This window comes from Thermoplasma sp. (assembly GCF_008709555.1).
In the GTDB taxonomy this organism is placed as follows: Archaea; Thermoplasmatota; Thermoplasmata; order Thermoplasmatales; family Thermoplasmataceae; genus Thermoplasma.
In genome coordinates this window covers 24,809-46,752 of the sequence record NZ_VYIJ01000001.1, presented here as the reverse complement: position 1 = coordinate 46,752, position 21,944 = coordinate 24,809, and the positions used below count along the sequence as shown (strand labels likewise).

Below are 21,944 nucleotides of genomic sequence, written 5' to 3'. Positions count from 1 at the left end.
TCTCAATAATTCATCAGAATATATATGGGTTGCTGACAATATGTGCTACAAACAGCCCATTTTGCCTAAAAAACAGAGCACTTTGCTATATATAGTCTTATTGCTATGAATGGCATTTTTCAAGCATTTTCGAAAAAAATATTATGATCCATTCAGATGGGCGTTTTCCTCTTCTCAACAACGTGTATATCCTCGATCCTGGTCTCTGGATAGTTCCCGCCCTCATCCTTTTCAAGATACTTGACCATATCCCATATATTGATCAGAGCTCCGGACACGCAGCTTATGGCTTCCATCTCTATCCCCGTCTTATAGGTAGTTGTTAGCGTGCACGAAACCTCTACATAATCATCTCCTACGACGAAATCCACATCCACACCCTCTATCGGTATGTTGTGGCAGTATGGTATCTGCAGAAATGTGTCCTTTGCGTGCTGCGTACCAACAACCCTGCTCACCTCGAGTACGTCGCCTTTTTTCACCTTTCTGTCCCTGATGGCCTGCACCGTAGATTTCTTCAGGTGTATCCTGCCCTTCGCCGTGGCAGTTCTGGAACTGATTGCCTTTTCCGAGATGTTGATCATATATCTTGCATGTGTTGAAGGGATTTAGCTTTTTGATCCGGATCCATGTATTCAACACTGATATCTATGCGGAAGGAATATGGAAACATGGATCAGAAACCACACCATGGTGAAACCCATTACAACCTGAGGATAAAGATAATCACCGTGTCAAGCACAAGAACGTCAGAAACTGATGAATCGGGAAATATACTTGAAAAACGTTTTGAGAGATACAGCACATCAAGATCGATCGTCAGAGATGACCCTGTGCAGATACTTTCTGAACTTTTCAGGGACTTCAATGAATTCGACGCGTTCGTGTACAACGGGGGCACAGGTGTGAGCAGGTACGATCTCACCTCCGTAACGATTAGAAAGGTATCAGATAAGGAAGTACCTGGATTTGGTGAGATTTTCCGGCGAAGGAGTGAGGATCAGGCAGGGATTTTCGCCTACATGTCATCGGCAGACCTTTTCATAGTCTTCGGTAAACCAGTTTTCGTTCTTCCAGGATCACCAAAGGCCCAGGATATCGGGGCGGACATCATACTTGATATGATAGATCATATAATATATGAAACGAGAAAGGAATGAACTAAAAATAACATTGAATTTCAACGATGATGGATGTGGAGATGATATACTCTTTTTGATGCCTTTGATATGGCTGTCTGATAACAGGCAAAGATTAATACTTGATCGAACGATATCAATTCTGATATCCATAACTTTAAGGCTTTAGAAGAAAATTTGATATATATATCATGCGATTTTCGGCCTCTGCCGATATGCATGATCGATCAAGGATCGAAGGAGGTGTGTGAGGTGGCGGAGTCTAAGGTGCTGGTTAAGGGTTCTCCCTTCAACAAGCCAGTCATAAAGGGTAAACTGGAGAACAACTACGATATGACCGATGATGAGGTCAAGCTTCTTATGTTCATAAAGAACCATGGCGGAAAGGTTCCACTGTACAGGGTCAAAAATGAGAGCGGCGTTAAGGATCCTGAGGCTGTTCTGAAGAACCTCTTTGATTATGGTTTTGCAATGGAGGATAAGGAGAGGCTCGGTGAGAAGATAATTCTCACCAACGAGGGAGAATTCGTGGGGCAGGCCATAAGAGTGAGAGAGGAAAAGGAGAGAATAGAGAAACTGAAGAAGGAGAAGAAAGAACAGGTCAAGAATCGTTCTTCAGCCCCGACCCAGTCATAACCAGCAGGCTTTTTTCCAAAGGTTTTTTCCTGAATGCAGCATATACAGTGGCTGAGCTGTATTCCACCAGGAAACCCTTTCTTGCAAGCTTATTTCTTGCATCCATTATCTCGTCATCATCTACGGTTATGCATCTACCGTGATCGGAGATCACCTGATGCATCTTTTCAATGAGGATCGGCCTTCTGGAGACAAGTGCGTCAGCTATCGAAGAGAGCTTGTTGTCTGGATCGTACGTTTTCCCATTGATCCTTGCACACAATGGAGATACAGCTTCGGTCTGAACGGCGATTATGCGCGGCAAATGGTCTATCTCCCCAGAATCCATGAGGTGCTTCAATCCGGAGTACAGCCCAAGCAGCAGCGTGCCCGCCGAAACAGGAATGTATATGTTCTCAGGCATCCGATCGAATTGCCTGAATATTTCATAGGCCAGCGTTCTTATGCCGTCCCTGAATTCTGGCCTGAGGACATGGCTTGCGTAGAAGGAGCCCGATCTCTCTGCAGCGGCCTGTACGTCCTCCCTGCTGCCGTTGACCCTTATGACGTGTGCCCCGTATGCTTGTATCTGCGAGAATTTTTTACCGGCCACGGTCTCTGGAACATATATGTCAACGGCCAGTCCTGCAGCCGATCCGTATGCGGCTATCGAGGCACCGGCGTTCCCAGATGAATCTTCAGATATCCTCGTGATACCCTCGGAATCCCTGATGTCAGCTATATGTGAGATAAGGACCCTGCTGCCCCTATCCTTGTATGAGAATGTTGGAAGCATGTAATCGATCTTCATGTCAAAACCATCGGCATGAAACACCGGCGTTTCGCATTCTCCAAGTGAAACGATGCTTTTTATGTAGGGAAAGTTGTCAGCAATCCTGTCCCTGTAACGGAATTCCGTGCGGATCTCAAAGGGCGATCCGCATCTGTTGCATCTCAGCTCTTCCCCACTCCTCTTATTTCCGCAAACCATGCAATATGCAGGCACATCCATATGAAGTCATAGAAACATAATAGATAAATGTCGTCCGAATCATTGTCCGGACGAAAACGTAACTATATTCGATCCTGTGGCCACATCGACGAATGCCAGATACGAAATTGGACTTGATATGTTTATAAATATGTAAGATCCTGCGTTGAATTCCTGGCCTTCGGTGTATATGGTCATATTCATGCTTATTCCAGATGTGTTAAAAACAGAGGAAGGGTAAATAGAAGCAAGATTTGTTGATATGTCTGTGCCGTTAGATATGATACTTATATCGACCTCACGGATTGGAAGCGACTCCGGAAAGTATGACACGTATATGTAATACCTGTAATCAGATGTATGGTTTTCGCTGATCACTTGAATCTGTGCCTGAGGGGTGAAATACTGATTCTGTGTAAAGTATGGTGTCACCTCGGTGTAAAAGGTAGCCGCAAGCGTGACCGTTATCGCGATCAGGAGTATCGTTGCTATGATCGGGGAAACGGCCTTATCATGCATGTTTTCAGATTGACCGTGTGTTTAAAATCATTGCTTCGCTTGATCCGAATTTCGCAGTTACTGATTCCGATAAATCTTAATGCGAATTTCCAATATACGATATATCATGGATAGAAAGGATCTGCCGGGCCTGATATTCGGTGGTGCTGGCATAGCCATTGCACTGGCTTTCACGTTTTACTATCTGCCGGACATGATACGCAAAATTCCGGATCTATCTGCGGTGCCTGTTTCGGATTACGCCTTCATTTCATTCCATGCCACGGCCCCCTTCTTCCTCTTCATGATCGCAGTTTCCATCATACTCGTGTTTGCCAGCATGGTCTCACTCATTAGTTTCAGCAGGGATTACACTACGTCATTCTCGAAGAAAGCGAATGGCAGATACTTCTGGTATCTGGCAATATACGTTCTTGTGGATCTCATCCTGTCATTCATAATATCCAGTATATACCCGTCTTACGGCATCACAAGCATAAACAAATTGCCAGACTTCATTCAGGTGTACTACTACCTTGTTTCAGTACCTGGAGAAACGCTTATCTTCTCGATAATACCCATCTCAATTATTCTTCTCATCTATGGCTTCGCCTCAAAGAAGCTTAGGGTATTGATAAGAAGCGAGGATCTGAACTGGAACATTGTTGGCGCCATATCCATAGGAACTGCGACGTATGCTGCCATAATTTACCTTATCCTTGGCCAGAACATATACTACGTGATATCGGCCTACGTCACAACATTCATGGTTTCGATAATCTACCTGAAATTTGGACTGATGAGGGCAATTCTGACAAACTTCATAATGAGCATGGTGAGTTTCCTGAGCGTCCTTGCATCCAGAGTGCCTGATTATTCGCTGCTTCTCACAATATTCCTGTTCGCATGGGCCTCCGTTGGAATATATTATCTCTTCCTGGAGAACGAGTCAAGGCAGAGGAGGATAAGGCAGCAGAGATCTGAACAGGAAAAGGAAAGGTCTTCCCAGGAGATGAGAAGGGAAGTTCATGTACCTTTACTTAAACCTGAAGATCTCTTCATAAGGAGCTCGTGCCCTGAGTGCGGTGGTATAGTCTTTCATGTTAGGGATAACATGAATCTCGAATGCGACCATTGCCACCACGTTGTTGCCGCAGATGATGTGGGTCCCTTCAATATTAAGATCGACATCTATGGGAGGGTTCACGATCATTATCCCGGCAGCGACACATACTGAGATTTATGGTATTGTCCATGATCTTAGATATCCCGGAAGAAGTCCATGGCATTCCATCATCGTTGGACGATCTCAAACAAAAGAATTAATTATTCACAGGGGATGTTCAGGATATGACGTACATATTCAGATGCAGGGATTATGGCTTCGACTGCAGCTACACGCTCGAGGAGGAGAGGAAGGAGGACATACCACCAATGGTGAAGATGCACTTCCGATATGCACACAACATCTACGATTTCACGGATGATATTAAGAACAAGATACTTGAGGTAGTGAAGGAAAAGCCCTAAAAAGTGATGTTTATTTTTTGCAGATAGACCAGAATATCCCATATTGATAATTTCTTGATTTTGATTCGAAAAGGGAATCTCCAAAATTGAGTTATTTTCCTATGCAAACGTGGAAGCTGGCAGTCCTAACCAATGAAGTAGCATTGATTCATTGAAGCGTTATGTTTATCCTGTTGGAAACTTTTCCCTTGAGCTTCGTGGTCTTGTAGTTGATCTGCCCGACCTCTCCAGTCTTTTTGACGTTGACTCCGAACTCAGGCTGATCTGGAAGTCCATCTATGGTCATTATCCGGATCCTGTCCTCATCGTATGCATCATGCACGGACATCTTTTTGAGGTCCTCGTTCCTGTTGAATTCGTCTATTCCAATATATCTGAACCTTACATCAAGGTTCCTTTTAACAATCTCGTTGGCTTCAGCCATGACTTCATTTATCTCCTCTTCCGTTATATCCGGCTTTTCTATGTCTATCCAGGCTCTGTCATCGTACGTCTCGTTCACGCGGCATGGCACCTTCCATTTCTGATACGCGAGGCCGGAGATTATCCTTAGCGCTGTCCTGAACCTCATGTGTATGTAACGCCTTTCCCAATCGATCTTCTGCTTCACGGTTTTGCCTGCGATGTCCTGCGGATACGTATCCATGGAGATCAGGTGGACGTATTCACCATCGTAGATCGTATCCACTATCTGGTATTCCTTGTTATCGATTAACACCTTACCGGTATCGTTCGGTTCTCCGAAAGTTGTTGGATAGAAGATTGATTGATCAACCTTCATATCAGTAAACTCAACGAAGATTGCAGTTCCCGTACCCTCCACTGCGTATGAATCGTCCAGGTATAACGCCTTTGTCTTCATAGGTTCCGTTATAGCTTTCTGTTTAAATATTATCTGTTTCATGCTTTAAAAAAATGGACTTGCATACCATTACGGATGAAATATCTATAATTTATTCTCAGGATCATGAAGGCATGAGCGGCATGTTGATGGCATGACGATATTTTACATGAATGATATATACAGTCTATCACAAAAAGAATATGAGATAAAAAACATAAGCATAGATATGAAGGCTTCACAGATATTTTCAGAGTTCCTGAAAAGGAATGGCCTGCATCCACTGTTCGGGAATCCAGGGACAACCGAGATACCCATGCTTTCCTATGTTGATGATTATATGCTCACGCTTCATGACTCGATCTCCGTGGCCATGGCCGATGCATATGCCCAGTACACCGGACGGCCATCCATAGTGAATCTGCATTCACTTCCTGGTATATCGAATTCCATGGCCTTCATAATTTCAGCCATGAAAAACAATTCACCAGTCATAGTGACGGCGGGGCAGCAGGACAGAAGGCATCTCTACTACGATCCACTGCTGTCCGGGGATCAGATCAGCCTCGTGTCCAACTACGTCAAATATGCCTATGAGGTGAGAAGGCCGGAAGAGATACCTCTGGCAATGAAGAGGGCCTACGAGATATCCATGACGCCGCCCTTCGGGCCCACCTTTATTTCATTCCCCATGGACGTAATGGACGAGGAGGCTGATCCAATATGGTCATCGGTGAAGGCGCATCCGGTGGTGAGCATTGGGGATGACGAGATAAGGGAAATAATGGATCGCGTGAACTCAGCCGAAAGGGCCGCAATCGTGTTCGGATCTGAAATAGATATGTACGGTGCCATGGAGGAGGCGCGGAAATTCGCTCATGCCCTCAACGTACCGGTTTATGTTGAGCCATGGGCCCAATCCTCGTCATACTACAAGGACGATCTTTATGTACAGGACCTTCCGTCTGCGTTTTCCGCAATGAACAGGATACTCAAGCCATACGACCTGATAATCTTCGTAGGATCTGATATCTTCGTTTACCCATACACTGGAGAGGATCCATCGTTTATGGACAGATCCATCTTCATATCTACCAGATCAGGTCATTACATAGGCGAAACATACGTATCCGATCCCAAATCCTTTCTCTCTATGGCAGTAAAGTATGCGAAGAAGAAGAAAAAATTTGTTCCCGATGTTCTGAATGAGAAACTCGTATACGAGGACATCATAGCCACGATACATGGCCATCTCAAAGGGTACACTGTAGTTGATGAAGCTGTTACGGCTTCAGGTTCCGTGAGGAAGTTCTTTGCCGATGGCCCAAAAACCTATTACACCTCCCGCGGCGGGCCCCTTGGTTGGGGCGATGCGGCAACGGTATCTGTGGCCATAGCAAACAGGAAGACCGTTGGGATAATAGGTGATGGTGCCTTCATGTACACGCCACAGAGCCTTTGGACGGCTTTCAGATACCACATACCTGCTAAGTTCATAGTGTTGAGGAACAATGGATACAACATACTGAGGAGCTATTCCAGAACATTCGGATATGGGGTAGAAAACCGGGATTTTCTCAGGTTCAATTTCAGCATAGAGAAAACGGCCGAGGGATTCGGTGCAGAGGTGCGGAACTATTCAGACGAGAGGGATCTTGAATGGATCTCCAACGGTGATGTCCCAAAGGTTCTTGTGCTTGATGTGGATAACGAAATTCCCGATCTCTTCTGAGTGATAGCATGAACATAGGTGTGATAGGTGGAAGCCGCGTGCATGACGATGTGTGTGAAGTTGCCTATAATGTGGGGAGGATACTGGCCCAGAGAGGCGTGATAGTGATCTGCGGAGGCCTGACCGGCGTAATGGAGTGCGCATCCCACGGCGTCCGTGATGGGGGCGGTACAGTTGTTGGCATACTTCCGGGTTACGATGCCTCCGAGGCAAACAGGTACATAAGCATACCGCTGCCCACGGGCATGGGGTACATGAGGAATTTCCTGATCATCAGGGCTTCACAGGCAATAATAGCCATCGACGGATCCGCTGGAACCCTTTCTGAAGCCTCATTCGCCATATCTGAAGGCAAGGATGTTGTCTCCATCTATCCGCTGAACATACCAAGAACCAAGGAAAAGGAAGGCCATGTTTACGTGGAGCCAGATCCGCAGAAGGCCGTGGATCTTGCGATCTCACTCGGAGAGAAATGGCAACAGATCGACGAGAGCAACGAAAGATAATTTATAATCGAATTGCAGATGATCCAACGTGGATGTCACTCCGATCATCATAAAGGTATTCGGTTATATAATAGAAGCCCTGCTTGTCTTCAGCATCATTCTCGATGTTGGTTATGCAATATATGACATATATTTGATGAGAATGGATGGACTTGAGGCGCTCTCTTATTCGCTGGTGGAGAATGCGTTCTTTGCGCTGGTTCTCCTGGAGCTGTACCTCGGTGCCCACGATTTCGTTGTGAGAAGCCCTTCTGGCCTCAGACATGTGGTGGAGGCAGGATTATCATACATAATAAGGGAAATAATTGTTGACATATCCACAGGGATCAAGGATATCTTCTCGCTTTCCGCACTGGCAATAGTAATAGTCTCACTGGCTGTCTCGCTCTACTTTCTCTCTTCAACGGAGAAACGGCGTGGTGAATCCGGATCTGGTTGATCAGATTTTCCTTCTAGATCGATCAGTGTTCATGTGAGGTTAATATTTTTTGACTGCAGACGTATACGAAGCACAAAGTTCAGGATGAGCACCGCAGTCATTGTCAGAAGAGACAGCTGAATGTATATAAGGTTGTATGGAGATCTTATGATGATGTTACCTATTATCCTGACGGTTGGCGAGGCCTCTGTCCTGAATATAAGCAGAGGCAGGAGGGACATGATGCCCAGGGTGAAGCCAAAGATCTCCATCCCTGTCAAGGATAGCCTCAGTATATCGTACAGGAGATAAGCTGCAACGATAGCCATTATCCCAAGAATGACCACCGACTTGTCGTTGAAGTATATGCTAACTGCGCCAACCATGAACATGATGAACGTAAGGATGGATATTCCGGCAACATGGTCAAAGCGGTGTCTGTCGCGAAGCGCTATCGCGGAGAGGGCTATGATCGAGAGCGCAATGAGCACCATGAAGTCCGTTATGTTTACGAGGAACCCCGTACCACCGAGACTCATGAAGAGTATCAGCACGAAGGTGAAAACCCATGACAGTGTTGAGAAGGACTGTGGGAATATGCCGTCCTCTGCAAGCGATCTTAGATGCCTGGAGGCGGCCATGAACGCTGGGACGAACGTTGTCACGGTTGCCAGAAGGAATGATATTGCCATGGCCAGCGCCCATAGGTTGTTCTGGAACACTGAAGCAATGTATATTGCGGGTATGACTGCTGTTTCAACAGCAGAGTAAGGGGCGTGTATGGAGAATACAGCAAGAGCGTACAACACCTGTATGGAGCCAGCGCCGGCTATGGTGGCATACATCGAATAGGGCATGTATCTCTTCTTTGGATAGGATTTCTTTGTTATAGCTGATATGACTGGTATTCTGGAGACATCCTTTGAATCGCGAACCATAACCTGTATCTCCTGAAATCCGAAAAAAAGTATGAAGAGATAGCCCGTGTTTATCAGTATGAGCTCCGGAGCACCGGCATGCAACACAAGGAGCCCGGTGAGGTTCCATGAATGCCTGAACCCAAGATCGATCGCATCGATGAATATTATGGATACCATTATGATCAGGAACACTATCTGAGCGACTCCGATGCCCTTCATATACTTCTTGCCGTAGAACGCATTTATGATGAACCATACGATCATGAAAAGGATGGCGGCGGCAACCGACGCATCCCTGAATAAGGGCGGCAGACCCAACTCTGAAAGGAGTGGAGAGATGACGTTGAATGTGAACTCTACAAAATAGATGACTGAGAATGCCGCCAGCGAAGTATTGGCTATCCACATGGAAAACCTTGATATGAAGTATCTCAGGCTCTGTCTTCCGTAGGCTGTCCTTATGAATGAAGGCCCACCAAGCGCATTCAGGTCGTGCTCCAGGGAATAGATATGCATCTTGTCGTAAAGGTAGGCGAGAAGGTACGACATGATCACCGCCAGAATGAGAGAAGCTATTGACACTATGAAGTATTCATAGATATTTTCGGGTATGAGTATGAAAAGCGGAGATCCTATCGTAGTGCCAAGCCCGATGGCGAAGAGCGTGAAGAAACCGTATACCGGAGTTCCTGTCTCCTTCAGCGACGGCTTTCGGAATTTTATTCTGTATACCGATGGTAGCTCTGCTATCAGTATGGATGAAAGCACGAGGGAAGCTATTACTGCAAAGAAGACGACGATGTATCCAAAAGAAAAATGAAGCAGAGGGTTCGAGGTTATCAGATAGAATATGGTCGAGTAGAGGAAGAAGACGCCAACTGCTGTCGAGAATGCCTTTGTGAATAAGGTGATCTTCCGGTATCTCCTGAACATCGGTTCACCATATCCTTGCTGTCTTCTCTGCACCTAACCTTATGGTGTGCAGACCGAGGAATAGTATGAAGAATGCCAAGAGCAGCATCGCGATCACCTCAGCGTATCCCACGGCATCCAGTGCCACTATGTTCACGGCGATGCTGTTGAGATATTTAGATACAAGATTTGCGTTCACGAATGAGGCCAGAGCTGGGGTCATTATCATGGCGGAGAGGAGTATGAGGAATGAGGATATGATGAATTCACCTATGGCAGCATACAGGTATTCTCTACCCGGGGTTTCCTGTCCGACGATCTGCCTGAACTCCATGACCGACTGATCCCTGCTGTTGGATATGCTGTCCCTTATCCTTGCCTGTGCAGATCTGTCATTTCCAGCGATGAGCATGAGCGCCTTTATCTGCAGGATCGTGTCATCTATCGCCTTGTCAAGTGTGTCTGCCATAAAGATCCCTTCATTATTGAGATATTGCTTTATAATACTTTTGAATAAACTGACTGTCATGGCTATAACTGCAGAATCAATATCAAACCTCATAGATGCCCTCGTATACATGGAGAACTACAGGAAGGGTAAGGGAGATTATGAAAATTTCAGCATCCTCGTTGATAACAGAAAGAAGATAGCGGATAACTTCGTACTTGAAATAAAGAACACGGTTCAGAACTTCGATTTCTCGCAGACCGGAGTTGACGCATCAGATGTTAAGAATAAGATAATAGAATTCGCTTCGCTTGCCGTATCCCAGATAAAGGAGAAGATAGAGGCCAGGGCCAGGGACGATCAGAACGCCATAAAACAGAAGATGGATGGGGATCTTAACAGATCCATCGGAAGCCTGAGCCTGTTCATGATACAGGATCCGTTCCACATAATAGATTACACAGTTTACCTTAACCATGTAAGCGGTTCCTATCAGGCCAGGGCCGTATACAGGTGCGACGACAACATATCCTATGAGTTCTCGCTGAACTGCAGCCTTGTGCCGGAGCTTAAGGATACCGTATATATGTCGTCCATAACCAAAGGAATACGCATACCGGTCAGAAAGGGGAGATCCCTGATGAGTTCTGAGGTATCGGTGGACTACGAAAAACTGGACAAGTACATATTATCGTATGTGGAGTACAGTCCTAAGTACATAAGCGTCATGATAGAGAACGAGGATACGCTCTCTCAGATATCGTTCTTCTATCCCGTGGATAATCCGGATATGATACGCATAGACTACAAGGATGACTCTGGTAAGGTGAATGTCGACGGCGATCCCATCCTGTCCAAGTACATTGATTACAAGACCATAAGATCAATATCATCATACATTACGGGAATAATGCAGAACCTCATGGCCAGAAAGAAGACCGTTACTTCCCTGATCATAGGCGACACTAATCTGCTTGAGAAGAGCGATTTACTGCCCCTTGTCAAATACGTCTTCCAGAAATATTCTTACCTTGTCAAGGGCCTGATCTCAGATGGACACATTTCAATAGAGGATCTCAAGACGAGGCTGGCCAACGTGAATCCGGGCATAATCCAGGATCTCATGGTATCAGCTGGTGTAACGCAATGACCCTCTACATGGTCAGATACTCGGAGATAGGACTCAAGGGCGAGAGAGAAAGAAAGAGGATGGAAAATATCCTCATGAGTAATATAACGAGATACTACGAGATAGGAGGGATGAGATCAAACTGCAGGTTGATGTCCGGCCATATCCTTGTAGATGCGGAAGACGATGGGCCTCTGCGCCACATCATGGGCATAAAATCGTATTCTCCTGTGAATCGTTTTCGCTTTGAAACCCTTGAAGACATAAGGAAAATCGCTTCAGATCTCTATGGAGAAAAGGTCGGTGGAAAGACGTTCGGAGTAAGATGCAACCGAACAGGCACACACAGCTTCACCTCGCTTGATGTTGAGAGATCCATAGGCGATGCACTTTACGATAAATCTGCGGGCGTCAACCTCAGGAATCCTGACATATGGATACACGCCGATATCCTCGGAAAGGACGTCTTCTTCTATCATGACGTGATACCTGGACCTGGAGGCTTGCCCCTGGGATCCGAGGGCAAATACATCGCACTGGTATCTGGTGGCATCGACTCTCCGGTTGCAACGTGGATGGTGATGAAACGCGGATCACCCTGCGATATCCTGTTCTGCTCGCTCTCTTATCCTGTGGATCTCAAGGCATTCGTGGATGTTGTGAAGAAGCTTGTGGAAAGGTGGGCCCCATACAAAAAACCAAGGATATTCATTGCGGACTGCAGGTCGCTCATACGCACCATGGTGGTTGAGGGAAAGACACGGTACTCCAACGTCACATTCAAGAGGGTAATATACAGGCTTGCGGAGAAGCTTGCACTTGAGAATGGGTACAACGGGATAGTCACAGGAGAGTCTCTGGGGCAGGTCTCATCGCAGACCGCTGAGAATCTCAGATCCATAGAGAACGGTATCAGCGTTCCTGTTATCCGCCCCCTCATAGGCATGGACAAGGACGAAGTTGTCGATATCGCGAGAAGAATAGGAACGTTCCCGGAGGTCAATATGGGAGAGTTCTGCTCCCTATTTGCATCCCATCCAATAATAAGATCCAGGCCAGAGGACATCGACGAGGATATGAAGGCCATAGACATGGAGGATCTGTTCAGCAGCATAAGATCCTACGATATTGATGGACTCACCGGGATGGTCGGTTCAGACCTTTCGCTGAAGGGATCGCTGCCTAAAGATGCGGTTGTCATCGATCTTAGGCCTAGATCCGCGTATGATAAGGAACACGTACCTGATTCTATTAACATGACGATCCGTGAAGCCATGGACATCAGCGATAAAGACAGGACATATGTGATCTACTGCAGTATGGGCCTTCAGAGCGCCTACGTGGCTTCCGTACTAAGGAACCACGGTATAAAAGCCTACTATTCCACGTTCAGAGATATAAAAAAGATGGTATCAGAAAATGAATCCGGTAAACTCGGCGGCATCGACCAGCCTGCCAAGTAGTATCGGTGTTTCCTTAACTATCCATTTCCTTGCCCTGGCCTCCCTCAGTTTTTCGGTCACCCTGGACCACGCAGCTATGTCAGGTACCTCGTATAAAACAACGAACTCCTGATCTCCTATTCCGAATGAATACGTCGTGTATGATCTTATTCCCTTCTCATCGGGATGGTTCAGAGCCATCTTGACGTGCTCGTGCATTATATCCTTCCTCGTATCGAAGTCCAGAAGATACCAGTCCGGTGTCTTGGACATGGGATAGGCCACGAAATACCTCAATGGAGGAAGCTTGAGGCTGTCCTCGAGCTTCTTGTTCATGGCATTGTATGGGCTTTCATCATATATGGATATGGAAGAGTACGCCGGAGATGCAAATTGACGCATGATGGACTGCACCCTGTCCTTTGCCAGAATCATGAGATCCGGATCCCTGCTTGAGTACCAGAATATTATGTCGGAATCGGTCCTGTAGGATCGGTATAGGTGGAAATTTATAAAGCCGGGATCTGCAGAAAAGAATTCAGCAATCGATCTTATGCCCTTATCTATGAATCTGACCGTTGCCTCCTTGTATTCCCTCCCTTCGAGAAGGCGGTAGGAAACAACAGATGTGTATATTTCAGACATGAATGGATATTACATTATAGTAATTATCATTAACCTATCATCTTACCTCCTCTAGATCCTGATCTAATTTGAAGTTGGGCCTTATGCCGGAGACTATTATGAGAATACGAACACCGCTGCGCATATTCTCGTCTATAACCGTACCCCACATTATGGTGGCGTCCCTGGATATCTTCTTCCTGAGCATGTCGGCAGCCTGCTGGGCCTCCTGAAGCTGCAGATCCCTACCACCTGTAACGTTTACTATTGCGCCCTTTGCATGCGATATATCATAATCCATGAACGGAGAATCCAGGGCTCTCTCAAGCGCCTCAACAATCCTGTCGTTGACCGCCTGATTCGATGATCCCATTCCTATCGCAGCATAGCCAGCATCCTTCATGACCTTCCGCAGATCGTTGAAGTCGAGGTTTATGGTGCCCGTGTTCATTATGAGATCCGTTATACCTTTTATTCCAGTGGCTATCACTTCATCTTCGAACTTGAATGCCTTGTACACGGGTACATCATTATACTTCTCTATGAGCTTGTCGTTGGGTATGACGATGGCGGCATCGCTGTTCTTGACCAGTTTCCTTATGCCCTCTGCTGCATTCTTCATTCTCACATAACCCTCTGAACTGAATGGCAAGGTAGCGAAGGCTATGGTAAGGGCGCCACGATCTTTTGCAAGCTTGGCAACGTACGGAGCTGCACCCGTGCCGGTACCACCACCGAAGCCGGCCGTTATGAACACAATACTTGTTTCGTCTATGTGCCTGAGGATCTCACTCTCTGACTCCTTCGCTGCCATTTCACCTATGGTTGGATCTGCACCCGCGCCGAGGCCCCTTGTCAGATTCTTTCCGAGAAGGATCTTCGCATGAGATCTTATACGGAGAAGATGCGCAGCATCTGTATTGCATGCGATGAGCTTTACTCCGACAAGATTTTCCCTCATGAGCCTGTTGATCGTATTCGAACCTGAACCTCCGAACCCAAATACCTTTATCCTGAAATTGCGGTCTTCGATTATCCTTGTGAGGTCTTCGTCCTTCGTCCAGATGTCCTCAGTGCTTTCGTTCTGGTCGACCATATGGCTACTATAATCCCTTATGTAAATAATTCTTTTGCTGAAAATGAAAATCCTGCATTCATACCCATATAATAATGTATCCATTCATCATATGTTCGATTTTCTCTTTCATTCTGGTCGTGTCGGCGAGAAACTGCCAGATCAGAAATCATTCAATCCATTACGAAGTTATAGGTGTATTCGATTACTATTTCACCATCTATTATATAACTGAAATAGAGAGTGAAGTTCTGGGGAGCAGCATTGGTAGATATGGCATAAAAACTGAAAAATACTGTGGCATTTACTGAAAGATTGAAGCTGTTATTTCCTGAAAGTATGTAAGTTGAGGTATTATTCTGGGCAAATATGAAGATGTCCGATGGTATAGATCCATTTATCCAAAGAACAGCCTGATATGCTGTGGGCAAGGAGTCGTTCACCTGAAGAGCATCAAACACGTAAAGTATAGAGGAACCAAAAAAATGAAAAGCGTTCAGATATATTGTGGAACCACTGCCTATAGTTGATGAATTTGCGGTATTGTTCACCGATATGTTTCCAAATATTGCTATGTTCTGGCCATACGTCAGATAGACCTTCCCCGAAAGGGCATTGACTGGCATCTCGTATTCATTAGATACAGCTATCGGCGGCATCGCCCCGGAAATGGAAAGGGCCATCAAAGAGATTGCTATGATGGCCACGAGAAGATATCTAATCATAGGCGTAGTTCAGATACAGTGTTGAAGACGTTGATGAGGAAGATATTCCAATCACATTTATGACGAAGCTTATGTAATAGACATGACCAGCACTCAGTGTAATTTGATCGCCAGGAGCATAGGGGGATTCATGAGAGCTAGCACCAGTTGTGGCATTCACCACCGAATAACCTTCGCTGCTCCATGAAAGGTGAGACTGACTGTTGTTGCTTACATAGATCGATATTCCAGATGGAAGGCTGCCATTGAGGTACAGCACACCGTTGACACCGAGATCCTTTATCTCAAGCACGTTCATCAGGAAGTCAGTTCCAGAGTACTTTGTGTAATTCAACATTATCTGGGATCCGCTGGTTATATTAGCGGTATTGCCAGATCCGATTACCGGTGCATAAATGTATCCTGCATTTTTTGCGGTATCATAATTTGGCCCTGGAGCAAGATAAAGCCCATTAGTCGTCGTGTTAATGCTTACGCTATAGCTATCTGAAACTATCACGGCGGCCGTTGCGACCGTCGGAAGAAGGAGCGCAACCGCTATGAGAGGAATTAATTTCTTGTAATTCATAGAACTTGATCATAGGTGGCTATTTAAATTTAATTGTGTATATTGAACACATTGCCATATTTGGAATATCTAACATTCAGTAATAATATTGAAAATGCAATCATAAGCATAATTACAAGAAGAAGTGCATGCATACCATGAAAAATTCTAGAGTTAACGAATAGAGTGCCCATGGCCAGAGATCCAGCAAATTCTCCAGCGTATCTTCCTCCGTTGAAGAAGCCTATGATCGAGCCGTAATCACCACTTTGATCCCTGATCAGAAGGGGAATGAAGGATATCTCGAATATGGTGTATGCGATGGCAAATACAAAGAAACCGATCATCACGGAATACAGAAATCCACTGAAATAAAACATTGATACAGCGGATATGGCAAAAAGTATCAGCGTGACTGTCGCTATACGCACTCTCATTCCAGCTCTGATGCTGATGAATATACCTATCAGGCCAGCTGGGATGAGGGATAATATAATGAAAGATCCATATGATATAACCCGTGTTCCTGAACTCCAGTAAATCGGAAGGAAGAAAAATATGGCAAAGAGCAAAAATGATGAAACAAATGAAGAGAATGTGAAAGGCAAATCGCCTCTCATTCTGAGGTGCCTATTAATCACAGGATCACCTTCGCACAGCAACCATATTGGAAGTATAGAAACTAAACCGAGAACCGTAGATATGAGAAATATAGCATTGATTCCAAGAGAATTAGAAAGCTCAGGACCTGCTATCACGCCAATGACGATGCCGATACCTGAGAATGTACCTACAAAGGCCATATATGCCGTCCTTCTTTCAGGGCTTGCACGTTCATTCAGGAGCGCCATCAATGGAGAGCTTATGGCACCAAGCCCTGCCAGAAACCTGGAAAATATCAAGATCTGAATATCCATCGGATGCCATGATATGAGATTTCCGATCGAAAACAGAATTGATGAAATAATGGATACATTCTTCCGCCCAATCGTATCAGATAACGTTCCCATGAATATCTGAGAAAAGATCATCGCGATTCCATAAATTCCAAGTGCAATACCGGCTAGAATTCCAGAGTTTGTGTATCTGAATGCATATAGTGAAAACACAGGGATAGGCAGGAAGGCGGAGAAGGTTCGCATCCCCTCTATAATACCTATGAGACTGGCGTTCCTGTCCCGCATCACTGCGCCAAAATTACTGTTATCAGAGTGCCTCCTCAATGCGGTAGGTTATGCAGCGTGTAGATATATCGTTTGCTGCCATAATATGTAATTACGTTATTAAAACATTTTAATTCGTGGGTAAAGTTGTATTTTAACAATTATTCCATTTTTTTCAAATATTGAATTTTTACAGAAATGAAAAAATCTTAATATTAAGACTTTGATATCTAATTACGGTAAAAAAATTAATGGATGTTTCGCATGTGTCGAGCAGGGGTTCGTCCCTCCGAATAACCATACCAAAGAAGGTCATACAGAGGCTCGATATCAAGCCAGAGGATATCATAGGCTTTTTCGATGACGACGGAAGGGTCACGATAGAAAAGATAGAATGAGTCACTGGAATTCTGACAGATCTATCCCTTCTAAGGATTTCCTTGCAGGATCAATCATCTCATCAAGTATAGTGGAAACTGTGTGCTTCAATTCCGGCGGTTGAATATCGCCCTTCTGGTACGATCCTTCAAACATTTCCACACCATCAACCTGGATCTTTCCGTTTGCTCCAGATATCTCTATATCCTTTTCATAGTATGGTATGATTATGTATTTCATTATCTCGGCAACAGGATTTCCTTCGACCTGCTGTGGTGGGCAGTAGGCAGCGTTTATCTTCTTCTCAATATGTTCGAGATCATCGGTAACAAGTATCGCTGAATTCGGATCGCTCTTTGACATCTTTACGAAATTATCCATCCTGGTGTTTCCCTTGAGGCTGCTGAGCAGAAAACCGTGGACTGATACTACTTTCTTCCTCTTCATCTTCTCCGCGATATCCCTTGCCAGCATGTGTGCATGCCTTTGATCCATACCGCCAAAGGCCACGTCGACGTCTAAATAGAATATATCAGTAACCTGCATTATCGGATAAAGGTACATGCTGAAATCCTTTTCGGCATCCGTCTCGCTACGGCCCATTATGGGAAGGGCCCTTATGACGCGCTTGAGGGTGCTCTTCTTGGCCGTATTTATGAACATCCTCCAGTATTCAGATGAACTCACAAGATCCGATGCCCAGACATAATCAGCTTCCGTCAAGCCCTCCGCCATGAAGGTTCTCCTGAGAATTTCACCACCCTTCCTGATGAGTTCGAGATCTCCATGCAGCTTGTTGTTTATCATCGCGTGCCAGTCTGCAAGCAGAACCGTGATCTTCATGTCATGCTGGATCTCCGCTAGTTTCCTTGGCCACATCACAGCCGTGGCAATATGCGGAATCCCGGAAGGTTCTATACCTATGTATGACTTTATCCCCCTCTTCTCTTCAAGTTTCTCCGCATCATCCCTCGTAACGATCTCACGGGTATTTTTGCTGATCTTATCGATTAAATGCATCACATCGGTTATCGCTGGTGCCGTTAATAAATGTTACATGATCCAGAGATGCGCAGACGCCATCCGCCTTAACGCCTACCTATAATTTATAGAAGGGTTATGGGTTTGAGGAAGGCAGTAAAACTCTCCTCGGTCTGAGATGCACGGACTCCCCTCAACGGAAATATTCATAAAGTATGTATCTACCTTTTCTTGTATCCTCCACGAAGACCAAGTGGTGTGATACATAAGTAGGATCGGTAAAATCCGAATCAACGCCTGCGGAGATCGCAACATCCGTAACCCTGCTTCCAGATGTGGATCCAAATAAGGTTTCCAATGACGGAAAACTGCGATCTTTTTGTATGGACATCGAGTTTGATCGCTGAAGCAGGAAAATCCGAAGCTTCAGCTGAGGAGTAGATCACATGTATTCACAAGCTGTATCTCAACGGGTGTCGAAACAGTAATAAATGAAACGCGATTCAGTTCAACGTATGAGATACAGCAAGAACTGGAAGGCAAAGAAGGGACTCATAAGAGTCACGATGGACGTGGATGGAGACAGGATAACGGATATTCATATATCAGGTGATTTTTTCATGTTCCCTGAGGATTCCATAACCAGCCTTGAAGATATGCTGAGAGGAACGAGCATCAAAGATATACAGGAGGTCGTAAAGAGGTTTTATGATCTGGGTGTTATAACCCCGGGGGTTGATCCCGAGGACTTTGTTCAGGCACTGAAGGTGATGTGATGGAGGGCAGACTTCTTTTACTTGAAACCCTAGGCAATACGCGAATGAGCCTAGCCTATGATGAAGCGATATACCGGAGCTTCCAGTATGGTGATAAGCCCATACTGAGGTTCTACAGGCATGATCGATCAGTCATAATAGGATATTTCCAGGTCGCGGAGGAGGAGGTTGATCTTGACTACATGAGGAAGAATGGGATAATGCTGGCCAGACGCTACACAGGTGGAGGTGCGGTTTATCACGATCTCGGAGATCTAAACTTCTCAGTCGTACGTTCCAGCGACGATATGGATATAACATCCATGTTCAGGATGATGAACGAGGCCGTCGTGAAGTCCCTTAAGATCATAGGCCTGGACGCAAGGCCCGGCGAACTCAACGACGTATCGATCCCTGTCAACAAGAAGACCGACATAATGGCTGGCGAGAAAAAGATAATGGGTGCAGCTGGAGCCATGAGGAAGGGAGCCAAACTGTGGCATGCGGCTATGCTTGTCCACACGAATCTGGATATGTTATCGGCTGTCCTAAAGGTGCCGGACGAGAAATTCAGGGACAAGATCGCCAAGAGCACCAGAGAAAGAGTGGCAAACATAACGGATTTCGTGGATGTATCTATAGATGACGTCAGAGATGCCCTTATAAAAGGATTTTCAGAAACACTCCACATAGATTTCGTTGAGGACACCATATCGGAAAGTGAGGAAAGGATGGCACATGATCTCTTCAACAGAAAATACAGCACAGAAGAATGGAACATGGGACTTGTAAGGAAAGAGGTAGTCTGATCTGCCCCAATAACGATGATTTTTTCTCCAATATATTTATGGGGATATAACCGTATTGATGTTTGTTGGAAATGGCCCAAACGCATTTCCAGCATCATTATGAACAGGGATGGATAACTTAAATATTCAAAGATCGATATGGATACATATGGTTCTTGAAAGTTTCTCGGCCTCTCTGCGTGAAACGATAAGAAAGATCACGGGATCTACCTATATCGATAAGGATACCGTAAAGGAGGTATCGAAGGATCTGCAACGCATTCTTCTTAAGGCCGATGTAAACGTAAAGACGGTCATTCAGGTTACCAAAGAACTTGAAAGACGTGCTCTTGAGGAGAAGCCACCTGCTGGGATGGCCCATCAGGACTACATGGTCCGGATAATATATGAAGAGCTGCTGAAGATACTGGGAGAACCATCAAACGTGAAGCTGAAGCCTCAAACGATAATGCTCGTTGGTCTCTACGGAAACGGTAAGACAACGACAGCCGGCAAGCTCGCCCGCTTCTTCGCCAAGAAGGGGTTGAACTCAGGTTTGATAGCTGCGGACGTTCACAGGTATGCGGCCTATGATCAGCTTAAACAGATCGCGTCGGAGGTCAATGCGAAATTCTATGGGGACCAGAACGAAAAGGATCCTGTGAAGCTGATAAAGCGCGGTCTTGAACAGCTAAAAGATGTGCCCGTTAAGATCATAGATACCAGCGGAAGAGACTCCATGGATGCCGAACTCTTTGACGAGATCAAGAGAATAAAGAATGCGATCGCCCCAGACGAAGTGCTTATGATAATAGATGCCACCATGGGGCAGCAGGCTGGCCCAGAGGCCAAGGCGTTCAATGATGCGATCGGCGTAACGGGCATAGTAATAACAAAGATGGATGGGACAGCCAAGGGAGGTGGAGCCCTAAGCGCCGTGGCTGAGATACATGTGCCAATATACTTCATAGGTACAGGCGAACACATGGATGATCTGGAGGTATTCGATCCAAAGAAATTCCTGTCCAGGCTTCTTGGCTTGGGCGATCTAGAATCCCTGTTCGAAACGGTTCAGGAGGCTGAAATAACCGAAGAGGAGGCACAAGAATCCTTTGAAAAATTGATGACCGGCAAATTCAACCTTAAGGACATGTACGATGTCTGGGAGAAATTCTCCAAGCCCGGGCTCATGAAGAAGCTCGTTGATGCGCTACCGCTTGCAAGGATACCTGGTTCACAGAAGATTGATGATTCGAAGATACAGAGCGCCGAGGATAAGCTCAGAATGTACAGGGTTATAATGGATTCCATGACATTTGAGGAGCTCGAAAACCCAGAGATAATCAATGCCAAGAGGATAACGAGGATTGCCAGGGGAGCAGGAGTTAGAGAGGAAGATGTGAGAATGCTGCTCAAGGAGTTCAAGGCCATGAAGAACAACATGAAGATGATGAAGGGGAACCGTGGCCTGAAAAAGATGCTGCAGTCCAATTTCAGATCGGGAAACTTCGGACTGGAGGATCTTGGTATAAAGGAATGATCCCTGGAAAGGCCAACCATAATCATCAACGTACATAGGATCATCGCTGTGAGAAAACCGAAGGATAATGTAAATGCAGGATATTGAGTTGAAAAATACTCAGAAAATAATGGAAATGTTCTTCGCTTGATTCTTAAAATTTTTAAAAACCTAGATGAGGTCTTCCAGTTCCTTCACGACCTCTGGATATTTTTCAGCTATGGCCTTGAGTATTGCCTCCACCGATATCGTTGTTAGGACCTGCTCG

25 protein-coding genes are annotated in these 21,944 nt (G+C 45.5%); 13 read left to right on the top strand and 12 right to left on the bottom strand.

All coding sequences use genetic code 11. From position 1 onward, the window contains the following. Positions 1 to 152: 152 nt before the first annotated feature. Positions 153 to 584, bottom strand: a complete 432-nt coding sequence (moaC, locus tag F6Q11_RS00250; protein ID WP_297025691.1) for a cyclic pyranopterin monophosphate synthase MoaC — start codon at positions 582 to 584, stop codon at positions 153 to 155. 66 nt (positions 585 to 650) lie between these two features. Between moaC and F6Q11_RS00245 the strand changes: the two genes are divergently transcribed. Continuing rightward, positions 651 to 1,160 (top strand): MogA/MoaB family molybdenum cofactor biosynthesis protein, encoded by a 510-nt coding sequence (locus F6Q11_RS00245; RefSeq protein ID WP_297025689.1) that lies wholly within the window; start codon positions 651 to 653, stop codon positions 1,158 to 1,160. A 231-nt stretch (positions 1,161 to 1,391) separates the two neighbouring features. Further along, positions 1,392 to 1,775: a winged helix-turn-helix domain-containing protein gene (locus F6Q11_RS00240; RefSeq protein ID WP_297025687.1), complete on the top strand. Its 384-nt coding sequence runs from the start codon at positions 1,392 to 1,394 to the stop codon at positions 1,773 to 1,775. Here F6Q11_RS00240 and F6Q11_RS00235 read toward each other — a convergent pair. Both F6Q11_RS00235 and F6Q11_RS00230 read right to left on the bottom strand, forming a co-directional pair. Then, complete coding sequence (locus tag F6Q11_RS00235) at positions 1,741 to 2,745, bottom strand: pyridoxal-phosphate dependent enzyme (protein WP_297025685.1); 1,005 nt, start codon at positions 2,743 to 2,745, stop codon at positions 1,741 to 1,743. The genes F6Q11_RS00240 and F6Q11_RS00235 overlap by 35 nt on opposite strands. 60 nt (positions 2,746 to 2,805) lie before the next feature. Next, the gene (locus F6Q11_RS00230; protein WP_297025683.1) at positions 2,806 to 3,264 is read right to left on the bottom strand and encodes an archaellin/type IV pilin N-terminal domain-containing protein; all 459 of its coding nucleotides are present in this window, start codon (positions 3,262 to 3,264) and stop codon (positions 2,806 to 2,808) included. 106 nt (positions 3,265 to 3,370) lie between these two features. On the opposite strand from F6Q11_RS00230, the gene F6Q11_RS00225 reads away from it, so the two are divergent. After that, entirely contained in the window at positions 3,371 to 4,480 is a 1,110-nt protein-coding gene (locus F6Q11_RS00225; protein ID WP_297025681.1) for a hypothetical protein, read from the top strand. A 113-nt stretch (positions 4,481 to 4,593) separates the two neighbouring features. Further along, complete coding sequence (locus tag F6Q11_RS00220; RefSeq protein ID WP_297025679.1) at positions 4,594 to 4,773, top strand: DUF1059 domain-containing protein; 180 nt, start codon at positions 4,594 to 4,596, stop codon at positions 4,771 to 4,773. Between the two features lie 148 nt (positions 4,774 to 4,921). Here F6Q11_RS00220 and F6Q11_RS00215 read toward each other — a convergent pair whose 3' ends face one another. After that, on the bottom strand, positions 4,922 to 5,635 hold the full coding sequence (locus F6Q11_RS00215; RefSeq protein ID WP_297025677.1) for an alanyl-tRNA editing protein: 714 nt from the start codon (positions 5,633 to 5,635) through the stop codon (positions 4,922 to 4,924). A 208-nt stretch (positions 5,636 to 5,843) separates the two neighbouring features. Here F6Q11_RS00215 and F6Q11_RS00210 point away from each other — a divergent pair, with 208 nt between their 5' ends. Genes F6Q11_RS00210 through F6Q11_RS00200 form a run of 3 tightly spaced genes read left to right on the top strand, consistent with a single transcriptional unit; the run spans position 5,844 to position 8,291 of the window. Continuing rightward, positions 5,844 to 7,346, top strand: coding sequence for a thiamine pyrophosphate-binding protein (locus F6Q11_RS00210; RefSeq protein WP_297025675.1), 1,503 nt, complete (start codon positions 5,844 to 5,846; stop codon positions 7,344 to 7,346). A gap of 8 nt (positions 7,347 to 7,354) precedes the next feature. Further along, positions 7,355 to 7,852 carry a TIGR00725 family protein gene (locus tag F6Q11_RS00205; protein WP_297025674.1) on the top strand — a complete coding sequence of 166 codons (498 nt, stop codon included), beginning with the start codon at positions 7,355 to 7,357 and terminating at the stop codon, positions 7,850 to 7,852. Between the two features lie 28 nt (positions 7,853 to 7,880). Then, the gene (locus tag F6Q11_RS00200) at positions 7,881 to 8,291 is read left to right on the top strand and encodes a hypothetical protein (protein WP_297025672.1); all 411 of its coding nucleotides are present in this window, start codon (positions 7,881 to 7,883) and stop codon (positions 8,289 to 8,291) included. A 29-nt stretch (positions 8,292 to 8,320) separates the two neighbouring features. Here the strand turns inward: F6Q11_RS00200 and F6Q11_RS00195 are convergent, their stop codons facing one another. Continuing rightward, entirely contained in the window at positions 8,321 to 10,156 is a 1,836-nt protein-coding gene (locus tag F6Q11_RS00195; protein ID WP_297025670.1) for an APC family permease, read from the bottom strand. Next, the gene (locus F6Q11_RS00190) at positions 10,128 to 10,571 is read right to left on the bottom strand and encodes a hypothetical protein (RefSeq protein ID WP_297025668.1); all 444 of its coding nucleotides are present in this window, start codon (positions 10,569 to 10,571) and stop codon (positions 10,128 to 10,130) included. The genes F6Q11_RS00195 and F6Q11_RS00190 overlap by 29 nt, the downstream gene beginning before the upstream one ends. Positions 10,572 to 10,629: 58 nt before the next feature. Between F6Q11_RS00190 and F6Q11_RS00185 the strand changes: the two genes are divergently transcribed. Together F6Q11_RS00185 and F6Q11_RS00180 are read left to right on the top strand one after the other, a co-directional pair. Beyond that, complete coding sequence (locus F6Q11_RS00185) at positions 10,630 to 11,700, top strand: hypothetical protein (RefSeq protein ID WP_297025667.1); 1,071 nt, start codon at positions 10,630 to 10,632, stop codon at positions 11,698 to 11,700. Beyond that, positions 11,697 to 13,142 carry a THUMP domain-containing protein gene (locus F6Q11_RS00180; RefSeq protein WP_297025666.1) on the top strand — a complete coding sequence of 482 codons (1,446 nt, stop codon included), beginning with the start codon at positions 11,697 to 11,699 and terminating at the stop codon, positions 13,140 to 13,142. Before F6Q11_RS00185 ends, F6Q11_RS00180 begins: the two co-directional genes overlap by 4 nt. Here the strand turns inward: F6Q11_RS00180 and F6Q11_RS00175 are convergent. The 5 genes from F6Q11_RS00175 to F6Q11_RS00155 all read right to left on the bottom strand — a co-directional run bounded on the left by F6Q11_RS00175 (position 13,092) and on the right by F6Q11_RS00155 (position 17,315). Then, positions 13,092 to 13,766: a chlorite dismutase family protein gene (locus F6Q11_RS00175; protein ID WP_297025665.1), complete on the bottom strand. Its 675-nt coding sequence runs from the start codon at positions 13,764 to 13,766 to the stop codon at positions 13,092 to 13,094. The two genes, F6Q11_RS00180 and F6Q11_RS00175, sit on opposite strands and share 51 nt — an antisense overlap. A gap of 37 nt (positions 13,767 to 13,803) precedes the next feature. After that, entirely contained in the window at positions 13,804 to 14,841 is a 1,038-nt protein-coding gene (gene ftsZ, locus F6Q11_RS00170; RefSeq protein ID WP_297025664.1) for a cell division protein FtsZ, read from the bottom strand. Between the two features lie 152 nt (positions 14,842 to 14,993). Continuing rightward, complete coding sequence (locus F6Q11_RS00165; protein ID WP_297025662.1) at positions 14,994 to 15,545, bottom strand: hypothetical protein; 552 nt, start codon at positions 15,543 to 15,545, stop codon at positions 14,994 to 14,996. Beyond that, positions 15,538 to 16,113 (bottom strand): hypothetical protein, encoded by a 576-nt coding sequence (locus F6Q11_RS00160; RefSeq protein ID WP_297025660.1) that lies wholly within the window; start codon positions 16,111 to 16,113, stop codon positions 15,538 to 15,540. Before F6Q11_RS00160 ends, F6Q11_RS00165 begins: the two co-directional genes overlap by 8 nt. A 29-nt stretch (positions 16,114 to 16,142) precedes the next feature. Next, on the bottom strand, positions 16,143 to 17,315 hold the full coding sequence (locus F6Q11_RS00155; RefSeq protein WP_297025659.1) for an MFS transporter: 1,173 nt from the start codon (positions 17,313 to 17,315) through the stop codon (positions 16,143 to 16,145). A gap of 191 nt (positions 17,316 to 17,506) precedes the next feature. Here F6Q11_RS00155 and F6Q11_RS00150 point away from each other — a divergent pair, with 191 nt between their 5' ends. Beyond that, the gene (locus tag F6Q11_RS00150; protein ID WP_297025657.1) at positions 17,507 to 17,653 is read left to right on the top strand and encodes an AbrB/MazE/SpoVT family DNA-binding domain-containing protein; all 147 of its coding nucleotides are present in this window, start codon (positions 17,507 to 17,509) and stop codon (positions 17,651 to 17,653) included. Position 17,654: 1 nt separating this feature from the next. On the opposite strand, the gene F6Q11_RS00145 is transcribed toward F6Q11_RS00150, so the two are convergent. Beyond that, a complete protein-coding gene (locus tag F6Q11_RS00145; protein WP_297025655.1) occupies positions 17,655 to 18,653 on the bottom strand; it encodes a tyrosine--tRNA ligase in 999 nt (332 codons plus the stop codon). A gap of 476 nt (positions 18,654 to 19,129) precedes the next feature. Between F6Q11_RS00145 and F6Q11_RS00140 the strand changes: the two genes are divergently transcribed. The 3 genes from F6Q11_RS00140 (at position 19,130) to F6Q11_RS00130 (ending at position 21,697) form a co-directional block, all read left to right on the top strand. Continuing rightward, positions 19,130 to 19,390: a lipoate protein ligase C-terminal domain-containing protein gene (locus tag F6Q11_RS00140; protein ID WP_297025654.1), complete on the top strand. Its 261-nt coding sequence runs from the start codon at positions 19,130 to 19,132 to the stop codon at positions 19,388 to 19,390. Continuing rightward, positions 19,390 to 20,178 (top strand): biotin/lipoate A/B protein ligase family protein, encoded by a 789-nt coding sequence (locus F6Q11_RS00135; protein ID WP_297025652.1) that lies wholly within the window; start codon positions 19,390 to 19,392, stop codon positions 20,176 to 20,178. Before F6Q11_RS00140 ends, F6Q11_RS00135 begins: the two co-directional genes overlap by 1 nt. Positions 20,179 to 20,326: 148 nt before the next feature. Continuing rightward, positions 20,327 to 21,697 (top strand): signal recognition particle protein Srp54, encoded by a 1,371-nt coding sequence (locus F6Q11_RS00130; protein ID WP_297025650.1) that lies wholly within the window; start codon positions 20,327 to 20,329, stop codon positions 21,695 to 21,697. Positions 21,698 to 21,944: the final 247 nt, after the last annotated feature.